General features: G+C 69.8%; 10 protein-coding genes. 8 read left to right on the top strand and 2 right to left on the bottom strand.

Features of this window, described 5'->3' with window-relative positions; translation table 11 throughout:
• Window positions 1–465: 465 nt before the first annotated feature.
• Window positions 466–3960: a DNA-directed RNA polymerase subunit beta gene (gene rpoB, locus EIL87_RS25320; protein WP_125093074.1), complete on the top strand. Its 3495-nt coding sequence runs from the start codon at window positions 466–468 to the stop codon at window positions 3958–3960.
• A 116-nt stretch (window positions 3961–4076) separates the two neighbouring features.
• Window positions 4077–7988, top strand: a complete 3912-nt coding sequence (locus tag EIL87_RS25315) for a DNA-directed RNA polymerase subunit beta' (protein ID WP_125093073.1) — start codon at window positions 4077–4079, stop codon at window positions 7986–7988.
• 406 nt (window positions 7989–8394) lie between these two features.
• Here the strand turns inward: EIL87_RS25315 and EIL87_RS25310 are convergent, their stop codons facing one another.
• Window positions 8395–8832 (bottom strand): DUF6319 family protein, encoded by a 438-nt coding sequence (locus EIL87_RS25310; protein WP_125093072.1) that lies wholly within the window; start codon window positions 8830–8832, stop codon window positions 8395–8397.
• Window positions 8833–8932: 100 nt separating this feature from the next.
• The gene (gene pdxR, locus EIL87_RS25305; RefSeq protein ID WP_125093071.1) at window positions 8933–10303 is read right to left on the bottom strand and encodes a MocR-like pyridoxine biosynthesis transcription factor PdxR; all 1371 of its coding nucleotides are present in this window, start codon (window positions 10301–10303) and stop codon (window positions 8933–8935) included.
• A gap of 134 nt (window positions 10304–10437) precedes the next feature.
• Here pdxR and EIL87_RS25300 point away from each other — a divergent pair, with 134 nt between their 5' ends.
• The 6 genes from EIL87_RS25300 to EIL87_RS25275 are packed head-to-tail and all read left to right on the top strand — an operon-like array spanning window position 10438 to window position 24144.
• Window positions 10438–10968, top strand: coding sequence for a YbaB/EbfC family nucleoid-associated protein (locus EIL87_RS25300; protein ID WP_199740605.1), 531 nt, complete (start codon window positions 10438–10440; stop codon window positions 10966–10968).
• Window positions 10969–10982: 14 nt separating this feature from the next.
• Window positions 10983–11291 carry an ESX-1 secretion-associated protein gene (locus tag EIL87_RS25295; RefSeq protein WP_125093070.1) on the top strand — a complete coding sequence of 103 codons (309 nt, stop codon included), beginning with the start codon at window positions 10983–10985 and terminating at the stop codon, window positions 11289–11291.
• Complete coding sequence (locus EIL87_RS25290; RefSeq protein ID WP_125093069.1) at window positions 11288–16444, top strand: WXG100-like domain-containing protein; 5157 nt, start codon at window positions 11288–11290, stop codon at window positions 16442–16444. The genes EIL87_RS25295 and EIL87_RS25290 overlap by 4 nt, the downstream gene beginning before the upstream one ends.
• A 46-nt stretch (window positions 16445–16490) precedes the next feature.
• Window positions 16491–18686: an ADP-ribosylglycohydrolase family protein gene (locus tag EIL87_RS25285; RefSeq protein WP_158628696.1), complete on the top strand. Its 2196-nt coding sequence runs from the start codon at window positions 16491–16493 to the stop codon at window positions 18684–18686.
• Between the two features lie 17 nt (window positions 18687–18703).
• Complete coding sequence (locus tag EIL87_RS25280) at window positions 18704–22711, top strand: ADP-ribosylglycohydrolase family protein (RefSeq protein WP_233576577.1); 4008 nt, start codon at window positions 18704–18706, stop codon at window positions 22709–22711.
• Window positions 22708–24144, top strand: coding sequence for a TNT domain-containing protein (locus tag EIL87_RS25275; RefSeq protein ID WP_125093067.1), 1437 nt, complete (start codon window positions 22708–22710; stop codon window positions 24142–24144). The genes EIL87_RS25280 and EIL87_RS25275 overlap by 4 nt, the downstream gene beginning before the upstream one ends.
• The last annotated feature ends 394 nt before the right edge of the window (window positions 24145–24538 follow it).

The following is a 24538-nucleotide window of genomic DNA, read 5'->3' as shown; positions in this document are numbered from 1 at the left end:
GACACGCCTGGGTGCCCCTCCGGGTGGCGCTGGGGGTGGGTTCAGAAGGTTGTCAAGAGCCGTTCGGCGGGGGTTCGCCCACGGCGTGACGGACCTGGCTCCAACGATGATCAAAAGCGCCTGACCAGGTAAGAGAAGCCCGCGAGCGGTCACGCGAAGTGATCGTGTTTTCCGCCACGAGGGTGATCGATCAGTGATCTCTTGACTGAGAGCGCGTGCGGGTTCACTCTGGTCCTCAACACGGGGCTGGGCCGCCATCGGTGGGCCCCCTCGACAGCTGGCGTCCTTCCGGCTAGACTGCTACTTTGCGCTGCCTTCTTATTGGTCTGTCCCGCACTGGACTGTTAAGAGGGTCGGCGCCATTGCACCCTTGACAGCCGTGCTAGTGGACTGCGCGCTTGCCTGACGCGCGCTTTTCGCGGCGAGCATGGCTGTAGCCAGTTCAGAGTCCCGGAAGGACGCATCTTGGCAGTCTCCCGCGCGACCAAGGTCTCTGCAGCTTCCAACTACACGTCGGGGATCCCTGGGGCACCCAAGCGGGTCTCGTTCGCGAACATCCGCGAGCCGCTGAACGTGCCGAACCTGCTAGACCTGCAGATCCAGTCCTTCGAATGGCTTGTCGGTAACGAGGCCTGGTTCCAGCGCCGGGTCGACTCCGGCGAGGAAAATCCGGTTGGTGGTCTTGAGGAGGTCCTCAGCGAGATCTCCCCGATCGAGGACTTCTCCGGATCGATGTCGCTCTCCTTCTCCGATCCGCGCTTCGACGAGGTCAAGGCCTCCGTCGGGGAGTGCACGGACAAGGACATGACCTACGCGGCCCCGCTGTTCGTCACCGCGGAGTTCACCAACCACTCGACTGGCGAGATCAAGAGCCAGACGGTGTTCATGGGTGACTTCCCGATGATGACCGACAAGGGCACCTTCATCATCAACGGAACCGAGCGGGTCGTCGTCTCCCAGCTCGTGCGTTCCCCCGGTGTCTACTTCGACCAGTCGGTCGACAAGACCACCGACAAGGACGTCTTCAGCGTCAAGATCATCCCCAGCCGCGGTGCGTGGCTGGAGTTCGACGTCGACAAGCGCGACACCGTCGGTGTCCGCATCGACCGCAAGCGCCGCCAGCCGGTCACCGTTCTGCTCAAGGCGCTGGGCTGGTCCACCGAGGCCATCCGCGAGCGCTTCGGCTTCTCCGAAACGCTGATGGCGACCTTGGAGAAGGACCACACCGGCGGCACCGACGAGGCGCTGCTCGACATCTACCGCAAGCTGCGTCCGGGCGAGCCGCCGACGAAGGAGAGCGCGCAGACCCTCCTGGAGAACCTGTTCTTCAAGGAGAAGCGCTACGACCTGGCCCGCGTCGGACGCTACAAGGTCAACAAGAAGATCGGTCTCTCGCTGCCGTACGAGACCGGCGTTCTGACCGAAGAGGACATCGTCACCACGATCGAGTACCTGGTTCGCCTGCACGCGGGCGAGACCGAGATGCCCGCTCGCGGTGAGGACGCCGGCGAGACCATCCCGGTCGAGGTCGACGACATCGACCACTTCGGCAACCGCCGCCTGCGCACCGTCGGCGAGCTGATCCAGAACCAGGTCCGCGTCGGCCTGTCGCGCATGGAGCGCGTCGTCCGCGAGCGGATGACCACGCAGGACGTCGAGGCGATCACGCCGCAGACCCTGATCAACATCCGCCCGATCACGGCGGCGATCCGGGAGTTCTTCGGCACCTCGCAGCTGTCGCAGTTCATGGACCAGACCAACCCGATCGCGGGTCTGACGCACAAGCGGCGTCTCTCCGCGCTCGGCCCGGGCGGTCTGTCCCGTGAGCGCGCCGGCATGGAAGTCCGAGACGTGCACCCCTCGCACTACGGCCGGATGTGCCCGATCGAGACGCCGGAAGGCCCGAACATCGGTCTGATCGGCTCGCTGGCCACGTTCGCGCGGGTCAACCCGTTCGGCTTCATCGAGACGCCGTACCGCAAGGTCGTCGACGGCCGGGTCACCGACCAGATCGACTACCTGACGGCCGACGAAGAGGACCGCTACGTCAAGGCCCAGGCCAACGCCCTGATCGACGACGACGGCCACTTCGTCGACGACCGCGTGCTGGGTCGGCGGAAGGGCGGCGAGGTCGAGCTGCTCGCCCCCACCGAGATCGACTACATGGACGTCTCGCCGCGGCAGATGGTCTCCGCCGCGACGGCGATGATCCCGTTCCTCGAGCACGACGACGCCAACCGCGCCCTGATGGGTGCGAACATGCAGCGTCAGGCGGTGCCGCTGCTGCGCAGCGAGTCCCCGCTGGTCGGCACCGGCATGGAGCTGCGCGCCGCGGTCGACGCCGGTGACGTGATCACCGCCGAGAAGGCGGGCGTGGTCGAGGAGCTGACCGCCGACTACGTCACGATCATGGCCGACGACGGCACCCGCCGCTCGTACCGGATGGAGAAGTTCTCCCGGTCCAACCACGGCACCTGCATCAACCAGAAACCGATCGTCCACGAGGGCGACCGGATCGAGGCCGGGCAGGTCATCGCGGATGGACCGTGCACCGAGAACGGCGAGATGGCCCTGGGCAAGAACCTGCTCGTGGCGATCATGCCGTGGGAGGGGCACAACTACGAGGACGCGATCATCCTGAGCCAGCGCTTGGTGCAGGACGACGTGCTCACCTCGATCCACATCGAGGAGCACGAGGTCGACGCCCGCGACACCAAGCTCGGTGCCGAGGAGATCACCCGGGACATCCCGAACGTCTCCGACGACGTGCTGGCCGACCTCGACGAGCGCGGCATCATCCGCATCGGTGCTGAGGTCCAGGGCGGCGACATCCTGGTCGGCAAGGTCACGCCGAAGGGTGAGACCGAGCTGACCCCGGAGGAGCGGCTGCTGCGCGCGATCTTCGGCGAGAAGGCTCGCGAGGTCCGCGACACCTCGCTGAAGGTGCCGCACGGCGAGACCGGCAAGGTCATCGGCGTCCGCGTGTTCAACCGCGAGGACGACGACGAGCTGCCCCCGGGCGTCAACCAGCTGGTGCGGGTCTACGTCGCGCAGAAGCGCAAGATCCAGGACGGTGACAAGCTCGCCGGCCGCCACGGCAACAAGGGCGTCATCGGCAAGATCCTGCCCGCCGAGGACATGCCGTTCCTGCCCGACGGCACCCCGGTCGACATCATCCTGAACACCCACGGTGTTCCGCGACGGATGAACATCGGCCAGGTGTTGGAGACGCACCTCGGCTGGATCGCCTCCCAGGGGTGGTCCATCGAAGGCGACGCCGAGTGGGCCAAGCGCCTGCCGGAGGAGCTGCTCGAGGTCGAGCCCGGGACCAACACCGCCAGCCCCGTCTTCGACGGTGTGCGGGAGGAGGAGATCACCGGTCTGCTCGGCTCGACCAAGCCGAACCGCGACGGCGAGCGGATGGTCGGTGCCGACGGCAAGGCGCAGCTCTTCGACGGTCGCAGCGGTGAGCCGTACCCGTACCCGACCGCAGTCGGCTACATGTACATCCTCAAGCTGTCGCACCTGGTGGACGACAAGATCCACGCCCGTTCCACCGGCCCGTACTCGATGATCACCCAACAGCCGCTGGGTGGTAAGGCGCAGTTCGGTGGTCAGCGCTTCGGTGAGATGGAGTGCTGGGCCATGCAGGCCTACGGTGCGGCGTACACGCTGCAGGAGCTGCTGACGATCAAGTCCGACGACGTGGTGGGCCGCGTCAAGGTCTACGAAGCGATCGTCAAGGGCGAGAACATCCCCGAGCCGGGCATTCCGGAGTCGTTCAAGGTGCTGCTGAAGGAACTCCAGTCGCTGTGCCTGAACGTCGAGGTGCTCTCCAGTGATGGCGCGGCGATCGAGATGCGCGACACCGAGGACGAGGACCTGGAGCGCGCTGCTGCCAACCTCGGCATCAACCTCTCGCGCAACGAGAACCCGTCGGTGGACGACATCGCTCACTGACCCTCGCCGCCGGCCCGCGGGGCTGACCCCGCGGGCCGGCGACCGACCCAACCTGGCACCCGCTTCGCCCGGTGGCACCGGGAGAAGCACCATTCGACCAAGGGAGAAGACCCGACGTGCTTGACGTCAACTTCTTCGATGAACTCCGCATCGGCCTCGCCACGGCCGACGACATCCGCCAGTGGTCGTACGGCGAGGTCAAGAAGCCCGAGACCATCAACTACCGAACCCTGAAGCCGGAGAAGGACGGGCTCTTCTGCGAGAAGATCTTCGGTCCGACCCGGGACTGGGAGTGCTACTGCGGCAAGTACAAGCGGGTCCGCTTCAAGGGCATCATCTGCGAGCGCTGTGGTGTCGAGGTCACCCGCGCCAAGGTGCGCCGTGAGCGGATGGGCCACATCGAGCTGGCCGCTGCCGTCACGCACATCTGGTACTTCAAGGGCGTTCCCTCGCGGCTGGGCTACCTGCTGGACCTGGCACCGAAGGACCTCGAGAAGATCATCTACTTCGCGGCGTACGTGGTCACCAGCGTGAACACCGAGCTGCGGCACAACGACCTGTCGACGCTGGAGAGCGAGATCAGCGTCGAGCGCAAGCAGGTCGCCGACCAGCGCGACGCCGACCTCGAGGCCCGCGCCCAGAAGCTGGAGAGCGACCTGGCCGCGCTCGAGGCCGAGGGTGCCAAGAGCGACCAGCGCCGGAAGGTCAAGGAAGGCGCCGAGCGCGAGATGAAGCAGCTGCGCGACCGCGCGCAGCGCGAGCTCGACAAGCTCGACGAGATCTGGGAGACCTTCACCAAGCTGGAGCCGCGTCAGCTCATCGCCGACGAGGTCCTCTACCGCGAGCTCTACGACCGCTACGGCGAGTACTTCACCGGTGGCATGGGCGCCGAGGCGATCCAGACGCTGCTGGCGAACTTCGACATCGCGGCCGAGGCCGAGTCGCTGCGCGAGACCATCCGCAGCGGCAAGGGCCAGAAGAAGCTGCGCGCCCTCAAGCGCCTCAAGGTCGTGGCGGCCTTCCAGGCCACCGGCAACGACCCGAGCGGCATGGTGCTCAACTGCGTGCCGGTCATACCGCCGGACCTGCGTCCGATGGTGCAGCTCGACGGTGGTCGCTTCGCGACCTCCGACCTCAACGACCTGTACCGCCGCGTGATCAACCGCAACAACCGCCTCAAGCGGCTGATCGACCTCGGTGCGCCCGAGATCATCGTCAACAACGAGAAGCGGATGCTGCAGGAGTCCGTGGACGCGCTGTTCGACAACGGCCGTCGCGGGCGTCCGGTCACCGGTCCGGGCAACCGGCCGCTGAAGTCGCTGTCCGACCTGCTCAAGGGCAAGCAGGGTCGTTTCCGCCAGAACCTGCTGGGCAAGCGCGTCGACTACTCGGGCCGTTCGGTCATCGTCGTCGGCCCGCAGCTGAAGCTGCACCAGTGCGGTCTGCCGAAGGAAATGGCCGTCGAGCTGTTCAAGCCCTTCGTCATGAAGCGGCTGGTCGATCTCAACCACGCGCAGAACATCAAGTCGGCGAAGCGCATGGTCGAGCGCCAGCGCCCGCAGGTGTGGGACGTGCTGGAAGAGGTCATCGCGGAGCACCCGGTGCTGCTCAACCGTGCTCCCACGCTGCACCGCCTCGGCATCCAGGCCTTCGAGCCGCAGCTGGTGGAGGGCAAGGCCATCCAGCTGCACCCGCTGGTCTGCGAGGCCTTCAACGCGGACTTCGACGGTGACCAGATGGCGGTCCACCTGCCGCTGTCGGCCGAGGCCCAGGCCGAGGCCCGGGTCCTGATGCTCTCCAGCAACAACATCCTGTCGCCGGCCTCCGGTCGGCCGCTGGCGATGCCGCGACTGGACATGGTCACGGGCCTGTACCACCTCACCCGCCTGGTCGAGGGCGCCAAGGGCGAAGGCCTGGCGTTCTCGTCGGTCGGCGAGGCGATCATGTCCTTCGACCGCGGCGTGCTGGACCTGCAGGCCAAGGTCAGGATCCGGCTGCGGGACCTGGTCCCCAACGCCGAGCAGATGCCGGAGGACTGGGAGCCGGGTCAGCCGTGGATCGCCGAGACCACGCTGGGCCGCGTCTGGTTCAACGAGCTGTTGCCGGACGACTACCCGTTCGTCGACGACCTGCTGCCGAAGAAGAGGCAGGCCGCGATCGTCAACGACCTCGCCGAGCGGTACCCGATGGTCACCGTCGCCCAGACGCTGGACAAGCTGAAGGATGCCGGTTTCTACTGGGCCACCCGTTCCGGCGTGACCGTGTCGATCAGCGACGTCGTCGTCCCGCCGAACAAGACCGAGCTGCTCGACAGCTACGAGGCCAAGGCCGACCAGGTCGAGAAGCGGTACCGCCGCGGTGCGCTGTCCTACCAGGAGCGCAACGCAGAGCTGGTCAAGGTGTGGACGGCGGCCAAGGACGAGGTCGCCGAGGCCATGGAGGCCAACTTCCCCGAGGACAACTCGATCAGCACGATCGTGAAGTCCGGGGCGGCGGGCAACATGACCCAGGTCGTCCAGCTGGCCGGTATGCGTGGTCTGGTGTCGAACCCGAAGGGTGAGTACATCCCGCGTCCGATCAAGGCCAACTTCCGCGAGGGCCTGTCCGTGCTGGAGTACTTCATCTCCAACCACGGTGCTCGCAAGGGTCTGGCCGACACGGCGCTGCGCACCGCTGACTCGGGTTACCTGACCCGTCGTCTGGTCGACGTCTCGCAGGACGTCATCGTCCGGGAGACCGACTGCGGCACCGAGCGCGGCGTGAAGATGCCGATCGCCGAGGTGCTGCACGACGGCCGGATGATCCGCCACCAGCACGTCGAGACCAGCGTCTACGCCCGCACGACCGCTGAGGACGTGACGGACGCCGACGGCAACATCGTGCTGGCCCGCGGTTCGGACCTGGGCGACCCGGCGATCGAGAAGCTGCTCGAGGCCAAGGTCACGAAGGTCAAGGTCCGCAGCGTCCTGACCTGCGAGTCCGGCGTCGGTGTCTGCTCGGTCTGCTACGGCCGCTCGATGGCCACCGGCAAGCTGGTCGACGTCGGCGAGGCCGTCGGCATCGTCGCCGCCCAGTCGATCGGTGAGCCCGGTACGCAGCTGACCATGCGCACCTTCCACCAGGGCGGTGTCGCCGGTGACGACATCACCACGGGTCTGCCGCGTGTGCAGGAGCTGTTCGAGGCCCGTGTCCCGAAGGGCAAGGCCCCGATCGCCGACACCTCCGGCCGGATCCGCCTGGAGGACAACGACCGCTACTGGAAGATCACGATCATTCCGGACGACGGCGGCGAGGAGATCGTTTACGACAAGCTGTCCAAGCGTCAGCGGCTCGCGGCGATCTCGGTCGACGGCACCGAGCGGCAGATCTCCGACGGCGACCACGTCGAGGTCGGTCAGCAGCTGCTCGAGGGTGCGGTCGACCCGCACGAGGTGCTGCGCGTGATGGGCCCGCGCGAGGCCCAGCTGCACCTGGTGGACCAGGTGCAGGAGGTGTACCGGTCGCAGGGTGTGGGCATCCACGACAAGCACGTCGAGGTCATCGTCCGCCAGATGCTGCGCCGGGTCATCATCATCGACTCGGGTGCGACCGAGTTCCTGCCCGGTTCGCCGGTGGAGCGCTCGCAGTTCGAGGCGGAGAACCGCCGCGTCGTCGCCGAGGGCGGGGACCCGGCCTCCGGCCGTCCGGTGCTGATGGGCATCACCAAGGCGTCGCTGGCCACCGAGTCGTGGCTGTCGGCGGCCTCCTTCCAGGAGACGACCCGCATCCTCACGAACGCCGCGATCGAGGGCGCGAGTGACAAGCTGGTCGGCCTGAAGGAGAACGTGATCATCGGTAAGTTGATCCCGGCCGGTACGGGCATCAACCGGTACCGCAACATCCAGGTGCAGCCGACCGAGGAGGCACGGGCCGCGGCCTACGCGATCCCGTCCTACGACGACAGCTACTACACCCCGGATGTCTTCGGCACCGGCACCGGTGCAGCAGTCCCGCTGGACGACTACGACTTCGGCCGCGACTACCGCTGAGGTCTGGCTGAAGTAGCCGAGAGCCCCTGCCCGTCTCCTCCGGGCAGGGGCTCTTCCTCGTGGTTGGGGCGTGCGATCGGCGCCGTCAGCTCCGGGCCGTCCGCGGCGTGGTGCTCAGTCGTCCTCCGACGTGTCGTCGGCCGGGCTCGGCTGGGTGTCGTAGTGGTCGGCGAGGGCTTCGGCCTCGACCTTGGGCATCGGGAGCGTCTGTTCAGCGGGTGCAGTCATGATCTGGAAGCTAGTGGAGGGCAGCGCCCATCCGGAACCGCTCTTGATCATTTCGTTGACTTCGTCCCGTCGTTTCCCTTGGTCACCACGTGAAAGAGCCCCTGCCGAACGGCAGGGGCTCTTCCATGTCCAGGGGGCCGTGCCTGGGAGGGGACCACGGCACCCCGGAGATCATCGGTCAGCCTTCGAGCTCGGCGAGGGCCTTCCGGACTCGCTCGACCTCGGCTTCCAGCTCGGCGAGCTTGGCCTCGTGCTGCTGGCGGGCTTCGTTGATGACGCCCTCGATGGTCTCGGAGATCTCCGTGTTCAGCTCGGCGGCGGCCTTCGACACCGCGGCGGCGGCGACCGGCAGGGCCTGGACGACCCGCTTGCCCTGGTGCATCAGGTCGGCCTGCCACTCGCCGTCGGCCGTACCGGTGACCGTGAGGGTGAGCTCGACCGTGCGGGTCTTCTTCGCCGTGCTCTTGCGCGTCTGCCGCTTCTTCGGAGCCGCTGCGGGCGCCTCGGCGGCGGCCGGAGCCGGCGTCTCGGCCGAAGCGGGAGCGGCGTCGACGTCGGAGGGCGTCGTGCTGGTCGCTCCGGTGGCCTCGGCCGGGGTGGTCTGCTCTTCGGTCAACTGAATCTCCTGTTTATCGCGGGAGGGGGCACCAGTGTAGAACAAGTGTTCCCCATTCGTGCTGTGGACACGCGGCGACGCGCAGTGTCGCCCGTTCGGGTCACCGCTCGAGGACGGCGACCAGCGCTTGCAGTGCGGGGCGGAACGCGCGGTCCGAGGGCGCCGCGTACCCGACGATGACGCCGGCCGGGTGCGCTCCGGAGGTCAGCCAGTGCGGCCCCAGGACCTGGAGCTCCACCGAGTGCCGCCGTGCCCTCTCGAGGACCTCCCGCTCCGCAGGTCCCTCGGGGTCGAGCTGCAAGGTCACGTGCAGTCCGGCCGGGATCCCGGCCGGGTGGGGCCGGTGCCTCGCACGCATACCGCGCAGCGCTTCACCCAGCTGCTCGCGGCGCTGCCGGTAGGTGGCGCGCGATCGGCGGACGTGCTGATCGTAGGCCCCCGACAAGATCAACTCTGCCATGGCCAGCTGTTCGAACAACGGGGCGTGCAGCCCGCTGTGCCGCTTGAGCTCGCGGACGGGCTCCACCAGCCACGACGGCAGCGCCAGCCAAGCCAGACGCAGCGCCGGGGCGAGCGTCTTGCTCGCGGTCCCGGCGTAGACGACGTTCTCCGGGGCCATCCCCTGCAGCGAGCCGACCGGTTGCCGGTCGAAGCGGAACTCGCCGTCGTAGTCGTCGTCGATGACGACCAGGTCCTCGTCCTTGGCCCGCCGCACCAGCTCGGCCCGCCGCGCCGAGCTCATGCCCACGCCGAGCGGGAACTGGTGCGCCGGGGTGACCACCACGGCCCGGCTGCGCAGCAGCGACACGTCGATGCCCTCGTCGTCGACCGGGATGCCGTGGACGGACATGCCGAACCCGGCGGGGATGTCCCACAGGTGCGGGGCCGACGGGTCCTCGAAGTCGACCGAGGTCGTGCCGCGATCGGCGAGGGCATTGCTGAGCAGCGACAACGCCTGCGTGTAGCCGTTGCAAACGATGATGCTGGCCGGGGTCGTGGCCACCGCCCGCTCGCGCGCGAGGTACCCGGCGAGCGCTTCGCGCAGCCTCGGGTGCCCCTGCGGGTCGCCGTAGTCGAGGTCGTCGGTGGGGGCGTCGCGCAAGGCCCGCCTGCTCGCCGCCAGCCAGTCCCGGCGAGGGAAGGAGCTGAGGTCCGGCCGCCCCGGGCGGAGGTCCCACCGCGCGACCTCGGGCTGCGCGCGCTCGGGCGCGTCGGGGGGTGCGGGGGTCGCGAGCAGTTCCGCCACGACGGTCGGAGCGCCCTGCCGAGCCACCAAGAAGCCCTCGGTGACGAGCTGGTTGTAGGCGCGGGTGACGGTGCCACGCGCGATCCCGAGCTCCTGGGCGAGCGCCCGCGTCGAGGGGACCCGGGTCCCGGCGGCCAGCGAACCGTCCCGGATGGCCGCTCTGAGGGCCTCGGTCAGCTGCCTGCTGTCTGGCTGGGCCAGCTCAGCGGACCAACGCACCGTCACGACGCCGACCTTACCTCCCGGTTCGCGGGTGACCGTGATCCTCGCCTCGGTCTGGAAAACCCGGATCGAGCCTGTGGTCCGGTGATCGGTTGGTACCGTGCTGAGCCGCTGGACGCTTGATCGACGGGAGTGCTGTGTCGGAGGACTTCGGCAGGGACATCGGTGCCGCCGAGCGCATGGTTCGCGAGTGGCAGGACCGGGCCGCGGAGAAGGCCGAGAAGTTCACCCGGCTGCAACAGCACGTCGAGCAGATCTCGGTGACCGAGACGTCCCGCGACGGTGCGATCCGGGTGACCGTCGCCTCCTCGGGGATGCTGCAGGACCTTCAGCTCGCCGACAACGCGAACAACCGGCCGATGCCCCGGCTCGGCGCCGAGATCATGCGGCTCGTGCAGCAGGCGCAGGCCAAGATCCCGGGCCAGATGCAGCAGGCCGTCGAGGACACGGTCGGCCTGGCGGATCCAGCCGCGCAGCACGTGCTCGACCAGGCTCGCAGGCACTTCCCGGAGCCCCCGCCCGAGGAGGAGCCGCCGCGCGGGGCGGGGCCGAACGAGATCCGTCCCGCCGTCGAGGACGACCACCAGCCGCTTCGCCGCCCGTCGGGTCGCAGACGGCCGGACGACTTCGACGACGAGGACTTCGGCAACGGCTCCTTCCTGCGCTGACCCGGGGGCACCACATGGCTGATGAGATGAACGTCGTCGTCGAGGACCTGCGCGCCCACGCGTCCAAAGTGGAGGGTGTGGTCGACCAGCTGAACACGGCTGTCGATGCCTCGCAGCAGGTTTCGATGGACAACGACGCCTACGGCGTCCTGTGCCGCCCCTTCGCCTGGATGATCGACCTCGCCGAGCAGAACGGCGTGGATGCGCTGCGGGAGGCCGTGACGTCGATGCAGCGGATCGCCGAGGACGTGCGCGCCACCGCCGAGGACTACCAGCAGGTCGACGACGGCGGCAGCGAACTGATGAGCGGGGTGCGGCCGTGACGAACCCGCTCGTCGAGCAGCAACCGGAGAACGACGACGGGTTCATCACCAAGGGCACCGGTGACCAGGGCTGGGCGGCCGGCATCGGCCTCGCTGAGTCCGTCAACGACGTCTCGAGCCTGGACGAAGGGTCCAACTGGGTCGAGTCCGGCCTCGCCTACGGCGGCCTCGCGATGGAGGGCATCAGCCTCGCCGTCGACCCGATCGGCACCCTGCTCTCCTACGGGTTGTCCTGGCTGATCGAGCACGTCCAACCGCTCCAGGAAGCCCTCGACTGGTTCGCCGGCGACCCAGACGGCGTCGCGGCCTACGGCAAGAGCTGGGAGAACGTTTCCAAGGCGGTCGAGGAGGCCGCCCAGCAGTACCGAGCCGCCGTCAAGGCCGACACCGCGGAGTGGACCGGTGCCGCCGGCGACGCCTACCGCCGGACGGCCGCGGAGAAGGGCGAAGCGCTCGCCGGAGCGGCGAAGCTGGCGGGGACCATCAGCTCGGTCGTCACGATCATGGGCGAGGTAGTCTCGTTCGTCCGCGAGTTCGTCCGCGACCTGGTCGCCGACTGCGTCGCGCGACTGATCACCTACGCCCTGGAAGCTCTGGCGCCGCCAATCGCGTCACTGGCCTGGGTGGTCCCGCAGGCGATCACGTTCATCTCCCAGACCATCACCAAGATCGCCGACATCGTCACCAAGCTGACCCGCACGATCAGCAACGTCTCCCCGAAGCTGGCCAAGCTCGCCGAAGTCTTCGGCGACATCATGAAGCTCCTCGGGGAGAAGGGCAAAGCCGGGATGACGACGGCCGGCAAGGTCGCCGGCAAGCTGGACGTCGCCGGGCGCATGGGCGACAAGCTCGCGGAGAAGGCGTGGAAGCAGGTCGACGAGACCTTCGGCACCGACGTCGTGGGGCGACACCGCGCCAAGTTCGGCGATCCTGACGCACCGGACGGAGACAGCTCCGGCGAGGGGGCGTCGTCCGCCGAGGGTCAGTCCGCTTCCTCCGACCGGGGCTCCGAGGGTGCGCGGTCCACTTCGGACACGAGTGGTTCGTCGTCCGGGGGTTCTCCCGCTGCGGAGCGGGGTTCCGCGCCGGGCGACGCTGGTGCGAATCCGGGTCGATCGGACTCCACGTCGAGCTCCGGCGGGGCGTCACCGGCCGAGCCCTCGTCGGCGAGGTCGTCCGCGGATCCCGGTTCCAGCTCCGGCGGGTCGTCGCAGGCCGACTCGGGCTCGCAGGCACGAGGGGACTCCGGCGGTGGTTCGTCACAAGGCGGTTCCAGTCCGACGTCCGGTGGTCCAGGGGGTGCCGACGGAGGTTCGACTCCCGAGTCCGGTGGGTCGCCCCGCGGCGATGCCGGTTCGGCTCCCGAGTCCGGTGGGTATGGGCGAGCCGATACCGCTTCGACGCCTGACTCCAGTGGTTCAGGGCGTGCCGATGCCGGTTCGACTCCCGAGTCCGGCGGTTCGCCCCGCGGCGATGCCGGTTCGACACCCGAGTCCGGTGGTTCGTCTCGTGCCGACCCGGGTTCGGCGGCTGGCTCCGGTGGATCGCCCCGGGCCGACGTGGGTTCCGCCTCTGGCTCGTCGAGCCACGCGGACAGCGCTCCTGGCGGGCAAGGTGGTTCCAGCTCCGGAGGCGCGGGAACGCACACCTCCGACGTCCCGCGAGCGCCCGCTCACACCTCTGCCGCCAGCGTCGACGCTCCGGCCAGGCCGGACACCGCGTCCCCGCAGAGCGCTCCCGCCGCGCCGCGCCCCGACCAGCCGTCGGGTGCCGCGCCCGCGGGCGGAACGAACGCGCCCGCAGGCCCGCCGGCTTCCGGGAACGGGACGCCTCCGCCTCGCGGCGGCCACCAGGGTTCGGGAGGCTGGACCGGCACGTCCGGGCACCCTGGTGCTGCTCGCAACGTCCCCGCGCACACGCCGCGCACCTCGCCTCCCTCCGCACGCCCGGCCGGCCTGTCACCGGTGCACGCACGCTCCGCCGCGCCGCGTCCGGCCACGGCGCCGGTGCACCCGGCAGGGGCCGGTGCGCCGCAGGCCCCGGTCCGTCCCAGCGCGCAGGTGCAGGGCCGGCACGTGGCGCCGCCGCGACCGGACCACCTGCGCACGGCGGACTCGCCGCGCACTCCTGTCCCTGCCCAGCGCGCTCCGGAACCGCCGAACAGCCTTCCTGAGCAGCCAAGACCCGAGCAGCCGAAGGTCTCGACCGCGGAGTCGATGGCCGCTGAAACGCCGCCGAAGGACCAGTGGGAGGCCACCCACTACAAGGCGAGCCACACGCCGCGGTTCGACATCTCACCCGAGCTGCGGGAGAAGCTCGGCAGGGACCTCCGCGAGATCGAGGCCAACAGGGCCGGGCTGTCGTTCACGAAACCCGACGTGAGCAGGTACTACGGCCGGGCCGAGTGGGCCCACAAACGGCCGCAGTGCTCGGTCGACCCCCACCGCTTCACCGTCGAGGTGCACGGCGGCCCGGGCGGGGCGAAGTTCCGGGGCCACGAACTCGACGCCCGGGAACTCGCCGAGATCATCAAGGGCACCCCGGGTTACCGGGACGGAACACCCATCCGCCTGGTCTCCTGCGAGACGGGTGCCGACGTGCCCGACGGCTCGAGGAACTTCGCCCAGCAGCTCTCCGAGGAGCTCGGCGTCGAGGTCCTGGCCCCGAACACCAACGCATGGGTCGACAACCACGGCAACATCTACGCCAGTGAGACCAGGGCGAAGTTCGACGAGGACGACTCAGGCGCCCCGCACCCCCGCCTCGACTCGCCGGGCGAGTGGACGGCCTACCGCCCCGACGGCACCAAAGCGGTCCACAGCAGCCCTTACCCACCCGGCCACCAACCGGAATGGGTCCGCCACGGCGTCCGAGCCGAAGCCGCCCACCGGCGCGGCCTCTTCGGTGGTCGCAAGGACGAGGACTTCTCCACAGACCCCGTCACCGGACACAACTTCAGCAACGCGCCCCCGCAGGGCCAGTTCGGCGCACCGCCGCAGAACGCCTCCCCACCACCGCAACAACACGGGAACCTCCCGCCACAGCAAACCTTCCCGCAGCAACCGCACGGCTTCCCGCAGCAACCGCAGGGTCCGCAGCCTGTGGCGCAGCAGGGAGGGATCCCGCCCCAGGGTTTCCCGCAGTCCGGGTCGGGACAGCCACATCCGCAGCAGGCTGCTCCGCAGCACCTGCCGTACCAAGGCCCGCAGCAGCCGAGCGCTCCGCGCGGCTACCCGCAGCACGGCGCCCCGCAGGACCACCCGCGGCAGATGGGCGGTGGCTACCCGCCACAGCAACCCCAACAGTCGGGTGGCTACCCGCCGCATCCGTCAGCTCCACCTGGAAAACCGCAGTCCCCGCAGCAGGCTGCGTACTCGCCCCCGGGTCGCCAGCAGGGCGGGTCCACGCCGCCTCCTCAGCAGTCCGCGTCCTCAGCTCCGCGGCAGAACGCACCGCAGCAGCAAGGGTTTCAGCCCCAGCAGGTCAGGCACCCGAACACGTTCCCGCCCAGCGGTCCGGGGCAGTCGTGGAACGGACGCCCGAGCACACCGTCTCCTGCTCCGGGCGGACACCCGCCAACAACGCATTCCCAACCCGCGCACGAGCAAGCACCGCACGTTGCCGCGCCGAGTTCGACGCCTTCCCCGCCGGAGGCGTCCCTGCCACCGCAGACACCGCCGAACGCGGCACCACAGCACCCATCGACACCGGCGCACCCACCACCGCCGGGTCAGGCGAGCGGGCCGACACCACAACGCCAGGGCCCTGCACCGGCATCGCCAGCGCAACAACCTGTTGCTGCGAAGTACAGCCCTCAGCCCGCCGAGACCACGTCTCAGCCGCCGACGAACTCGGCGGCCCACCAGCCTGCCGCGCCCCTCGGAGAGGACGCATCACCCCGGTGGGACGGCGTGGGCACACCGCGTTCGAACGGGCCGATCATGCCCACGTCACCTCCTCCGAAGCCCGTTCTCGACGACTTCATCCCGACGAAGTCGGGTATTTCGTCCAGGTCGGACGTGTCGGCGTCTTCCTCCTGGAAGTCGGACTTCGACCGCGCAGATACCTCTACGGCTGTGAAACCCGCGGATTCGCAAGAGGTTCCGGAGCCTGCGACATCGGCTTCGGGAACCGTCTTGGACGACTTCGATCCGGGGCTGCCCGGACATGACCCGGTCACACCTGGTTCGGGTTCGGAATTCGACGACTTCGAACCCACCGGGACGCCCGAGCCCTCACAAGCGCCGGGTGGGGACTCCTGGAAGTCGGACTTCGAACCAGAGGTCGCTGATACCACCAGCGCCGGGATCGACCGCCTCAACGCCGAAACGAGGTTCGGCCACGACCCGGTCGATCCCGACCGGTTCATGGAGCGCATCACTGACGCGGACTACCGAGCAGATGTCGAGACCCGGGAGTCCGTCCAGCAGTCTTACGCACGTGACGATCGGGGCCAGGAACTCGACCGCGGGCTGAACGAGATGCTGGACCGGCACCTGCCCCGAATCCGGGAGGAGAACCCGGAACTGGCCGTCAAGATCGAGCACATGGACCGGACGGAGCTGCTGCAACTGCACGCGTACACGCAGCCGGGACACTACGAAGCCATGAACAAGGCCCTGCGTGAGCAGGACCCGGACGCCCTGGCAACTCACCGGGACAAGATCGAGACGATGGTCTCGGCGCTCAACGAACTCCCCGACGAGGCGTGCAAGGCACACCGGGTGGTCGGTGCGGTTACTCCTGAGCACGCCGCTGCGGTCGCAGCAGGGTACGAGCCCGGATCGATGATCCGCGAGAACGCGTTCACGAGCACCAGCGTCCGGGAAGACCCGAACAACCCGGGACAACCGAAGAGCAAGTTCCCGGGCAAGGTCGAGTTCCACATGGACCTTCGAACGGGCAAGGACCTCCGCTTCCTCAATCCGCGTGACGGCGAGGCCGAGATCCTGGTGCCGCCCGGCTCATCGTTCAAGGTGACCGGCAAGTGGTTCGACGAGAACACAGGCGTGTGGCACATCGAACTCGAGCAAGTGCTGTTGGACGACATGCCGGGCGGCGAGCTGCCGCCCGCCCCGAAGTTCGACTACACACCGCCGCCGCCCGGAGCGAAGGGCAGCATCGCGGACATGATGGCGGGAGACTTCGGTTGATCTCCACGAGCGGGCGGTTGTGATGGGAAGTGCTGGGGATGGAACTGTGAACGAGCCGGTGAGGCGGACCGTGCTGGGCGGCGAGGAGCTCGCTTCGGAGCGGGTCCAACGCTTCCTCGGTTCGGTCACGGGCGCATTGATCGGTGACGCGCTCGGCCATCGGGTCGTCTCATTGCCGTGGCCGGAGATCCGGGAGCGGTTCGGGGAGTCCGGTGTGACGTCGTTGGGGCCGCACTCCGGTGGTGAGCGGATGTCGGACGGCCTCGTGGTGCTCGCGTTGTCGCTGGACGGCCGGATCAGACTTGACCGAGCGCTCCTCCGAGCTGCGGACGCGACCGCCGAACTGCGCGCCACCTATGAGCTGTGGACGTCGGGTGCGGCGCAGGCACCGCATCGGTTCGGCTGGTTGGGCCTGCACCTTCCGCAGCGGATCGCCGGATCTCGTGCCGTGGAGGCTGTCGCGGCAGGGATCTCCGGACGACACACGACCCTTCCTGAGCTGTTGTACACGGCCATCCCAGCAGGGCTGTGGTCGCCGAGCAGTCGAGACGTCATCGCACACGTCGAGCAGGTGTGCGGCGTGCTCGGGATGTCCGGAGAGTCGGTCGCCGCGGTTCAGGCTCTTGCGGTGGTGCTGCAGCAGACGGTGATGACCAAGAACTACGTTCGCGGTTTTGGTCAGGTCATCGAGGTCGAGGCCGACCGGTTTGGTCCCCGGCGCGACAGGGTGCTGCACCTCCTGCGAACCGCGGAGTCCTCGGCGCGCCCTGACATCACGCCTGAGCAGCTCGAGGCGCTCGGTGACGGTTTCGATCCGGCCTCGGCACTGGCGATCGCGGCGTGCGCGGTGCAGTCCGCGGGTACCGATTTCGACGAAGCGGTGCGGATCGCGGTCAACCACTCCGGCAACAGTGTGGTCACCGGGGCGTTGGCCGGGGCCATCATGGGAGCGAGCTTCGACGGCATCGAGATCATCCCGTCGCACTGGGCCGAAGGACTTTCGAAGTCGGCCAAGTTGGTCTTCCGGCTCGCCCAAGACGTTCCTGAGCAGCTCAAAGACTTCCCGCGGGACGACGACGAGTGGAAGCAGCGGTATCCGCCCATGAGTGGAAGTTCGTCGAAGCCCGTGCGACCGACGACCGCCGAGAAGCCACTCGACGCACATGAGCGGTTCCTGGGGTCGATGATCGGTGGGGCTGTGGGGGATGCGCTCGGGTTCGCCGTGGAGTTCCACGACATCGAGATGATCCGGCGGCACCACGGTCCTGACGGGGTCACCGGGCCGGTGCTCCGGGACGGGGTCGCTCAGATCTCCGACGACACCCAGATGATGTTGTTCACGCTCGAGGGGTTGATCCGGGCGCACGTGGCTCGGCGGATGCAGCCGACCGACAACGACCCGGTGCCCGAGGTGCAGCACGCGTACCAGCGCTGGTTCCACACGCAGGGGCAGGACTGGGCGCGTGCGGGTGGGCCCTACGCGCAGCACCTGCAGCGGCCCGACGGGTGGTTGATCACCCACCCGCAGCTGTTCGCCACCCGGGCTCCGGGCAACACCTGCATGTCGGCGCTGGCGCACTTCGCGCGGACCGGGGTGTCGGCGACCCCGCACAACCGGATCAACGACTCCAAGGGCTGCGGCGGGGTCATGCGGGCCGCGCCGGTGGCGGTGTGGTCGAACGATCCGGCCGAGGTGTTCTACGCGGCCGTCGGGACCGCGGCGCTGACCCACAGCCACCCCAGCGGGTACTTGTCCGCCGGGGTGCTGGCGGTGATCGTGCACCAGCTGATCCGCGAGGTCCCGCTGCGGGAGTCGGTGCGGCTTGCCCGGGAACTGCTGACCCGGTGGCGCGAGCACGAGGAGCAGCTTCGGGTCCTCGACAAGGCCGTCGCCTTGGCCGAGCGGGGACCCGTTCCTCCTGAGGAGATCGCGCGGGAACTGGGCGGCGGCTGGGTCGGCGAGGAAGCTCTCGCGATCGGGCTCTACGCGGTGCTGGCCACCGAAGACCTGCGTGGTGCACTGCTTCTTTCGGTGAACCACTCGGGGGACTCGGATTCCACCGGGATCGTGTGCGGCAACATTGGCGGGGCGCTTCACGGGACTCGGGCCGTTCCCGCGGAATGGCAGGAGACCCTCGAACTGCGCGGACTGGTCGAAACCGTGGCCAAGGACGCGCTGGCGGAGTTCAGCCCCGGGCCGCCGACGGACCCGGGCTGGGCGCAGCGCTACCCCGCCTGGTGAGCAACGAGGAGATGGCGATGACCGACCCGCAACGACAGCTGAGCTGGGCCGATCGTTTCCGTGGTGCGCTGCTGGGCGGTGCCGTGGGCGATGCCCTCGGTGCCGGCGTCCGGCACACCTCGACCGCCGAGCTGCAGCAGTGGTTCGGGCCGCGTGGTGTCGTCGACTACCTCCCGGCCTACGGGCGCCGCGGGGCCGTCACCGACCTCACCCAGCTGACCGTGTTCACCCTGGAAGGCCTGCTGCGCGCGAAGGCCGAGGGCTGCACCGGCACTCCGACCGAGTTCGTCTTCGCCAACCACCTGCGCTGGCTGCACACCCAAGGCGTTCCGTGGGAGTTCGCGATGGCGGCCTTCGTGTCGAGCGAGCCGGCGCCCACCAGCTGGCTGCTGGAACGCCGCGAGCTGTACTCCACCCGCAACCCGGCGGGCAACGCGCTCGGGTTGCTGGGCCGGATGGCCGCGCGGTCCCCGCTCGGCCCCGACGGCCGGCTGCACCCGCCAGTGGAGCGCGACGGTTCCGCCGACTACCCGGTGCTGGCCGCCCCCGCGATGGTCTGGTCGAACGTGCCCGAAGGCGTGTACTCGGCGGGCGCGAGCATCGCGAACCTCTACACCTCCGGTCCCAACTCCATCGCCGCCGCCGGTCTGCACGCCGACGTGCTGGCGCAGCTCATCCGCGGCATGCCGTTGTGGGAGGCGGTCAGCAACTCCGACCAGCGCCGGCTCAACGCCGCCTACCGCGTGGCCGGTGTGCCCGCCGACGTGCGGCGGACCGTGCACGCGGCCATGTTCGTCGGTCAGCGCGGCGGGACCCCAGGTCCGCTGGACATCGACATCGAGTTCGACGTGGCCGACAAGCCCGGCGAGCTCGGGATCGCGCTCGCCGCCGTCGGCAGCACCCGCACCTTCGCGGACGCCGTGCAGGTCGCGGTCAACAACTCCGCCGACAGCGCCGTTACCGGTGCGCTCGCCGGGCAGCTCGCCGGAGCCCTCCACGGCCCCGCCGCGATCCCCGCGCAGTGGCTGGACGAACTGGAACTCCGGCAGGTCATCGAGACCCTGTGCGGCGACGCGACCGAGGCGTTCGCGCCGCCGCCACCGCCGCAGTGGGCGCAGCGCTACACCCGCCCACCGCAGACCGGCCCGCGGCAGATCTCGCCCGCGCCCTCGCAGACCGTGGAGGGTTCCGCCGAGCAGACCATGGTGATGCCGGCGATCAAGTCCGATGCGCCATCTCCTGCGCCGGAACCGCCGTCCGCAGCGCGGGCTGCGCGATCCACGGCGCCCGAACCGCCGGTCGCTCCGGAACCGACGTCCGCGCAGCAGGCTGCGCAACCTGTGGCGCCCGAACCGCCGGTCACGCCGGTCGTTCCGAAACCAGCTGCGAGGCAAGAGGTCCCGCGCTTCGACTCGCAGATCGGGGCGCCGACGTTCCCGGCCCGCACCGAGCAGCCCGAAGGGCGCGAGCCGGTCGAGGAGGCCGAGACCACCGCAGTGTTCGCCGCCATCGGGTCCGAACCCGAGGTGGAAGCCGAGCACGCCCCGGTCGACCTGGAACCGCGCTCCCGCACCCCGATCGACCTCGACCCCGGTGAAGTCGAGGAGCCGGAACCGGAGGTCGAAGAGCCCGCACCGGTGCTGGAGACCCCGCGGGTCGACCTCGAACCCGAGCCCGAGTCCGAAGCGGAGACGACGCAGGCGGTCGAGGCCGTGCAGGACACCGAGGAGTCCTCCGGCTCGACCGTGGTGGACGTGAGCGGCATCGGCTCGCCCCTGGACCTGATCGCTGTCCGCGAGCGCGACGACAACGAGCCGGAACCGGACGCCCGCTTCACCCGCGACTCCGATCCGGAGCTCCGCTTCGCAGACGCCGAGACCGGGTCGGCACCGATCGACCTGACCCCGGAGCCGGACGTGCTGCCCGCCGCGGCGCAGCTCCCGTCGTTCGAACCGGAGGCCGACGCCGACCAGGTCGAGGTGGGGCAGGCCGACGGCGGCCAGGCCGATGCAGAGCAGGCTGATGCCGAGCCGGTCGAGCCCGAGCAGGTCGATGCGGAGCCGGTAGCGCCTGAGGCTGACCCGGTCGCCGAAGAGCTGGTCGAGACCGCCGATGAACCCGAGGCCGCCGAGCCCGTCCCCTTCTTCCGAGCCGACGTCGTCGAGTCCGAGGACGTCGAGTCCGAGGAGGCCAAGTCGGAAGTGGTCGAGCCGGTGGAGGCCGTCGAGTCCGACGCCTTCGGAGCTGACGGCGACCCGACGGGGGGTGTCGAAACCGAAGAGGCCGGGCCGGAAGCCGTCGAGCCGGTGGAGGCCGCCGGGCACGAGGAAGCGGAGTCCGGGGAAGCCGAAGTCGCGGAAGTTGCCGATCCGCAGGTCGTCGACCCGGAGGCGGACTACGAGGACGCCCAACTCGAGGACGTCCCCGAGTTTCACGCCGTCGAGCCGGAGGCTGACGACCACGAGGACGACGAGCCCGAGGACTCCCCCGAGCTCGCCATCGAGCCGCACGCCGTCGACGCGGCGACCTTCGAGCCCTTCACGCCCGAGGCAGAAGCAACCGAACCCCACGCCGCCGAGCCGGAAGAGCGCGAGTTCGACGCGGCTGAGCTCGACGCCGCCGAGCCGGCAGCCGAGGCGGACGCAGCCGAGGTCGGCGAGCAGCCCGAGGCGATCGATTCCGAGGCGGTCGAGCCTGAAGAACCGCAGGTCACCGAGGCCCTTCCCGTCACAGGCGGTCGCCGCGTGCACGCCAAGAGCGAGGGCCCCGGCGATGCTGCGCCGTCGCTGACCGAGCGGGTGCTGGGCTGCTTCCTCGGCGGCGCCCTCGGTGACGCGCTGGGCGCGGACCTGGAGTTCTCCTCCGCCGCGCAGATCACCGAGCGCTTCGGCCCCGCCGGCCCCAGCGGGCTGCGCGAGGCCTACGGCGTGCACGGTGCGCTCACCGACGACACCCAGATGACGCTGTTCACCGCCGAGGGCTTGATCCGCGGCAGCGTCGCAGCGCGCCTGCTCGCCGCCGAGGACCCGCTGCCCGAGGTGCAGCTGGCCTACCAGCGCTGGCTGCACACCCAGGGCGTCGAGTGGGAGGCCGCGGCCGGTCCCTTCCTCGCCGACCACCCGCTCCCGGACGGCTGGCTCATCGAGGTCCCCGGGCTGTTCAGCACCCGCGCACCCGGCAAGACCATCTTCCGAGCGCTGAGCGCCTTCGGCGACGGCGCCCCGGCCGGGTCCTTCACCGAGAAGATCAACGAGTCGAAGGGCTGCGGCGGCGCGATGCGCGCCGCGCCGGTCGCGCTGACCTCCACCGACCCGGCCGAGGTGTTCGAGCTCGCGGCCCGCACCGCGGCGCTCACCCACAGCCACCCGGCCGGCTACCACTCGGCGGGCGCGCTGGCGGTGATCGTCCAGCAGGCGCTGCTCGGGCGCAGCCTCGACGACGGCGTGTGGCTGGCGCTGCAGGTCCTGGAGACCTGGGACGACCACGAGGAGACCACCGAGGCGCTCAAGGCCGCGGTGGACCTGGCGGCCGAGGGCGTGCCGACGCCCGAGCACGTCGCCGAGGTCCTCGGCGGTGGCTGGGTCGGCGAGCAGGCCGTGGCCATCGCGGTGTGCGCGGCGCTGGTCGCCGGTGAGGACGCGGAGCTGGCGCTGAAGATCGCCGTGCACCACGACGGTGACAGCGATTCCACCGCCGCGATCTGCGGGAACATCGTCGGCGCGCTGCACGGCGTGGGCGCCCTCCCGCTGGACTGGCTGGCGGAGCTGGAGCTGCGCGACGTCGTCGAGCAGATGGCCCTGGACTGCGTCGCCGAATTCGGCCGCGGCGGGTTCCAGCCCGGTCGCGCGGCCATCGACCCGCCCTCCGACCAGGACTGGAACGAGCGCTACCCGGTCCGGCCGCAGTGGTCGGCCGAACCGGCGACCGTCGGTGCGGAGTCGGGCGGGTTCCCCTCGCCGAAGCCGGCGCCGCGCCGCCGCCTCGACGGGGTGGGCCCCACCGACACCGCTGAGGGGGGCCGGTGACCCAGGTCAGGCAGGGCGACCCGTTGCCGGTGCACCCGCCGTTCCCCGCGCCGGCCGCGTTCGGCGCGTTCCCGGACCGCTCCGCGCAGTGGGAGCAGCTGCTGCAGGAACTGCGCGCGCTCGTGGGCGCGGCGGAGGTCCGCTGCACCGCCCTCGGGACCCGCTACGAGACGGACGCCGGTGATGAGGTCGTCGACCTGCTGCGCAGGCTCCGCGACGTCGGCTACACGCCGGACGCCGGCGGGTGGACCACGGCGGTGTTCTCCGGCGGCGAGCTGCGAACCTCCTCCGGGGAACCGCAGTGGCAGAACCCGCCGGAAGACGGCCGGGCGCACCTCGACGAACTGCGCCTCTACCCGCGCCGCAACCCCGAGCAGTGGCTGTTGGGGCCGGCCTGGGACCACTTCGTCAACGAGGTGACCTCTCCCGACGGCGCGACCGGGCCGGTGCGGGTGGTGCCGCTGTTCGACGGCCGCGACGCGCAGGGCCGGCCCCGGGCGTTCCGCCCGGCGGTGCCGTGGATCGAGAAGCGCGAGGTCTTCAACTACCTCAACGGCGGCGAGATCGTGCTCTCGGCGATGTCCACCGACGCCGACGAGCTCGATCCGCAGCGCCGCCCCGAGGTGCCCAAGCAGTTCCACACCGACGGCGTGTGGGTGTGGCCGCTGGCGGTGGCCTACTACCTGGAGGAACACGACATCGCGCCGCCGCCGGAGTTCCTCGACCACATCCGCCGGTCCCGCTACCTGGCGCCGAGCACGGTCGCCGACGCTCGCTCCGCCGAGGCCAAGGCGCTGATCTTGTCGGCCGACCCGGCCTCGTTGCTGGCGCGGCGGCCGGAGGAGGCGTTCACCGCGGTCGGCGCGCACCTCGCGGCGCAGGGCGTGAGCAGCCGCTTCTACAGCTTCGACCAGCCGGTCGGTGGCGGGTGGAGCATGCGTCCCGAACCGGACGGCTGGTGGGCGGTGGAGGCCCACGACGGGCGGCCGAACCCCAAGCACCGCTTCCCCGATGCCTGGACCGCGGGTTCCTTCCTGATCGGCGCGATGACCGTCGAGCGCGAGCGCTACCTGCGGGAGCCGGACGAACCGCTGCAGGACTTCGAGTGCCCGTGGCCGGAGATGGCCGGCGAGCCGCCGCTGTCGTCCTACGACCAGAAGTTCCTCGTGGTGCTCCAGGCCGGCGGGGAGATCGACCGCTTCGGCGAGCCGACCGGCAACACCGCCTTCGTCGCGGGCACCACGATCCCGCAGCGGAGCCTGCCGCCGGGCCGGGAGCCGGGGCCGTACCGCCGCTACCGGGTGGTGCAACCGTTCGACGTGATCGCCGGCATCGCCAAGCCCGACCACGGCCAGGTCGGAGGCGGCACCGCCTACCTGCTGCCGCACAGCCTGGAGGTGCTCGTCGCGGACGGCTGGCTGGCCGAGGCCTGATCAGCCGTGCGGGGTGTCCCGCGTGGACACCCCGTTCTCGGCTGGCGAGAGGTCTTGTCACCGGGGGTACGATGTCGGCGAGAAGTTGACGCGAGCTCGCACCTCATCGGTGGCGCTTGACCGCGCCGGGTGATCGAGCAGGTCAAGGGGACCCCCGTTTTGACCCTCTGAGAACGGGGCGGGTATCTTTGTTTATCGGACCCGACGCCAATCGGGTCGATCCGCATGCCCGTGCATGACGCGGCCGCCCGAGCGGAGGGCCGCGGCAGCGCCGAGGATGTGTGGAACTCCTCCGAAAACCCTCTGGGGTCGTTCTCGGTTCCGGCCGGAACAGGCGTTGCGAGGGCCGAGGAGCGGGCGACACGCCCGACCTCGTGTGCGGGGGAGTCCCGAA

Origin of the sequence: Saccharopolyspora rhizosphaerae (genome assembly GCF_003931915.1) — a bacterium.
Taxonomy (GTDB): domain Bacteria; phylum Actinomycetota; class Actinomycetes; order Mycobacteriales; family Pseudonocardiaceae; genus Saccharopolyspora; species Saccharopolyspora rhizosphaerae.
The sequence above is the reverse complement of the archived record's forward strand: the minus strand, read 5'-3'. Positions and strand labels throughout refer to the sequence as shown.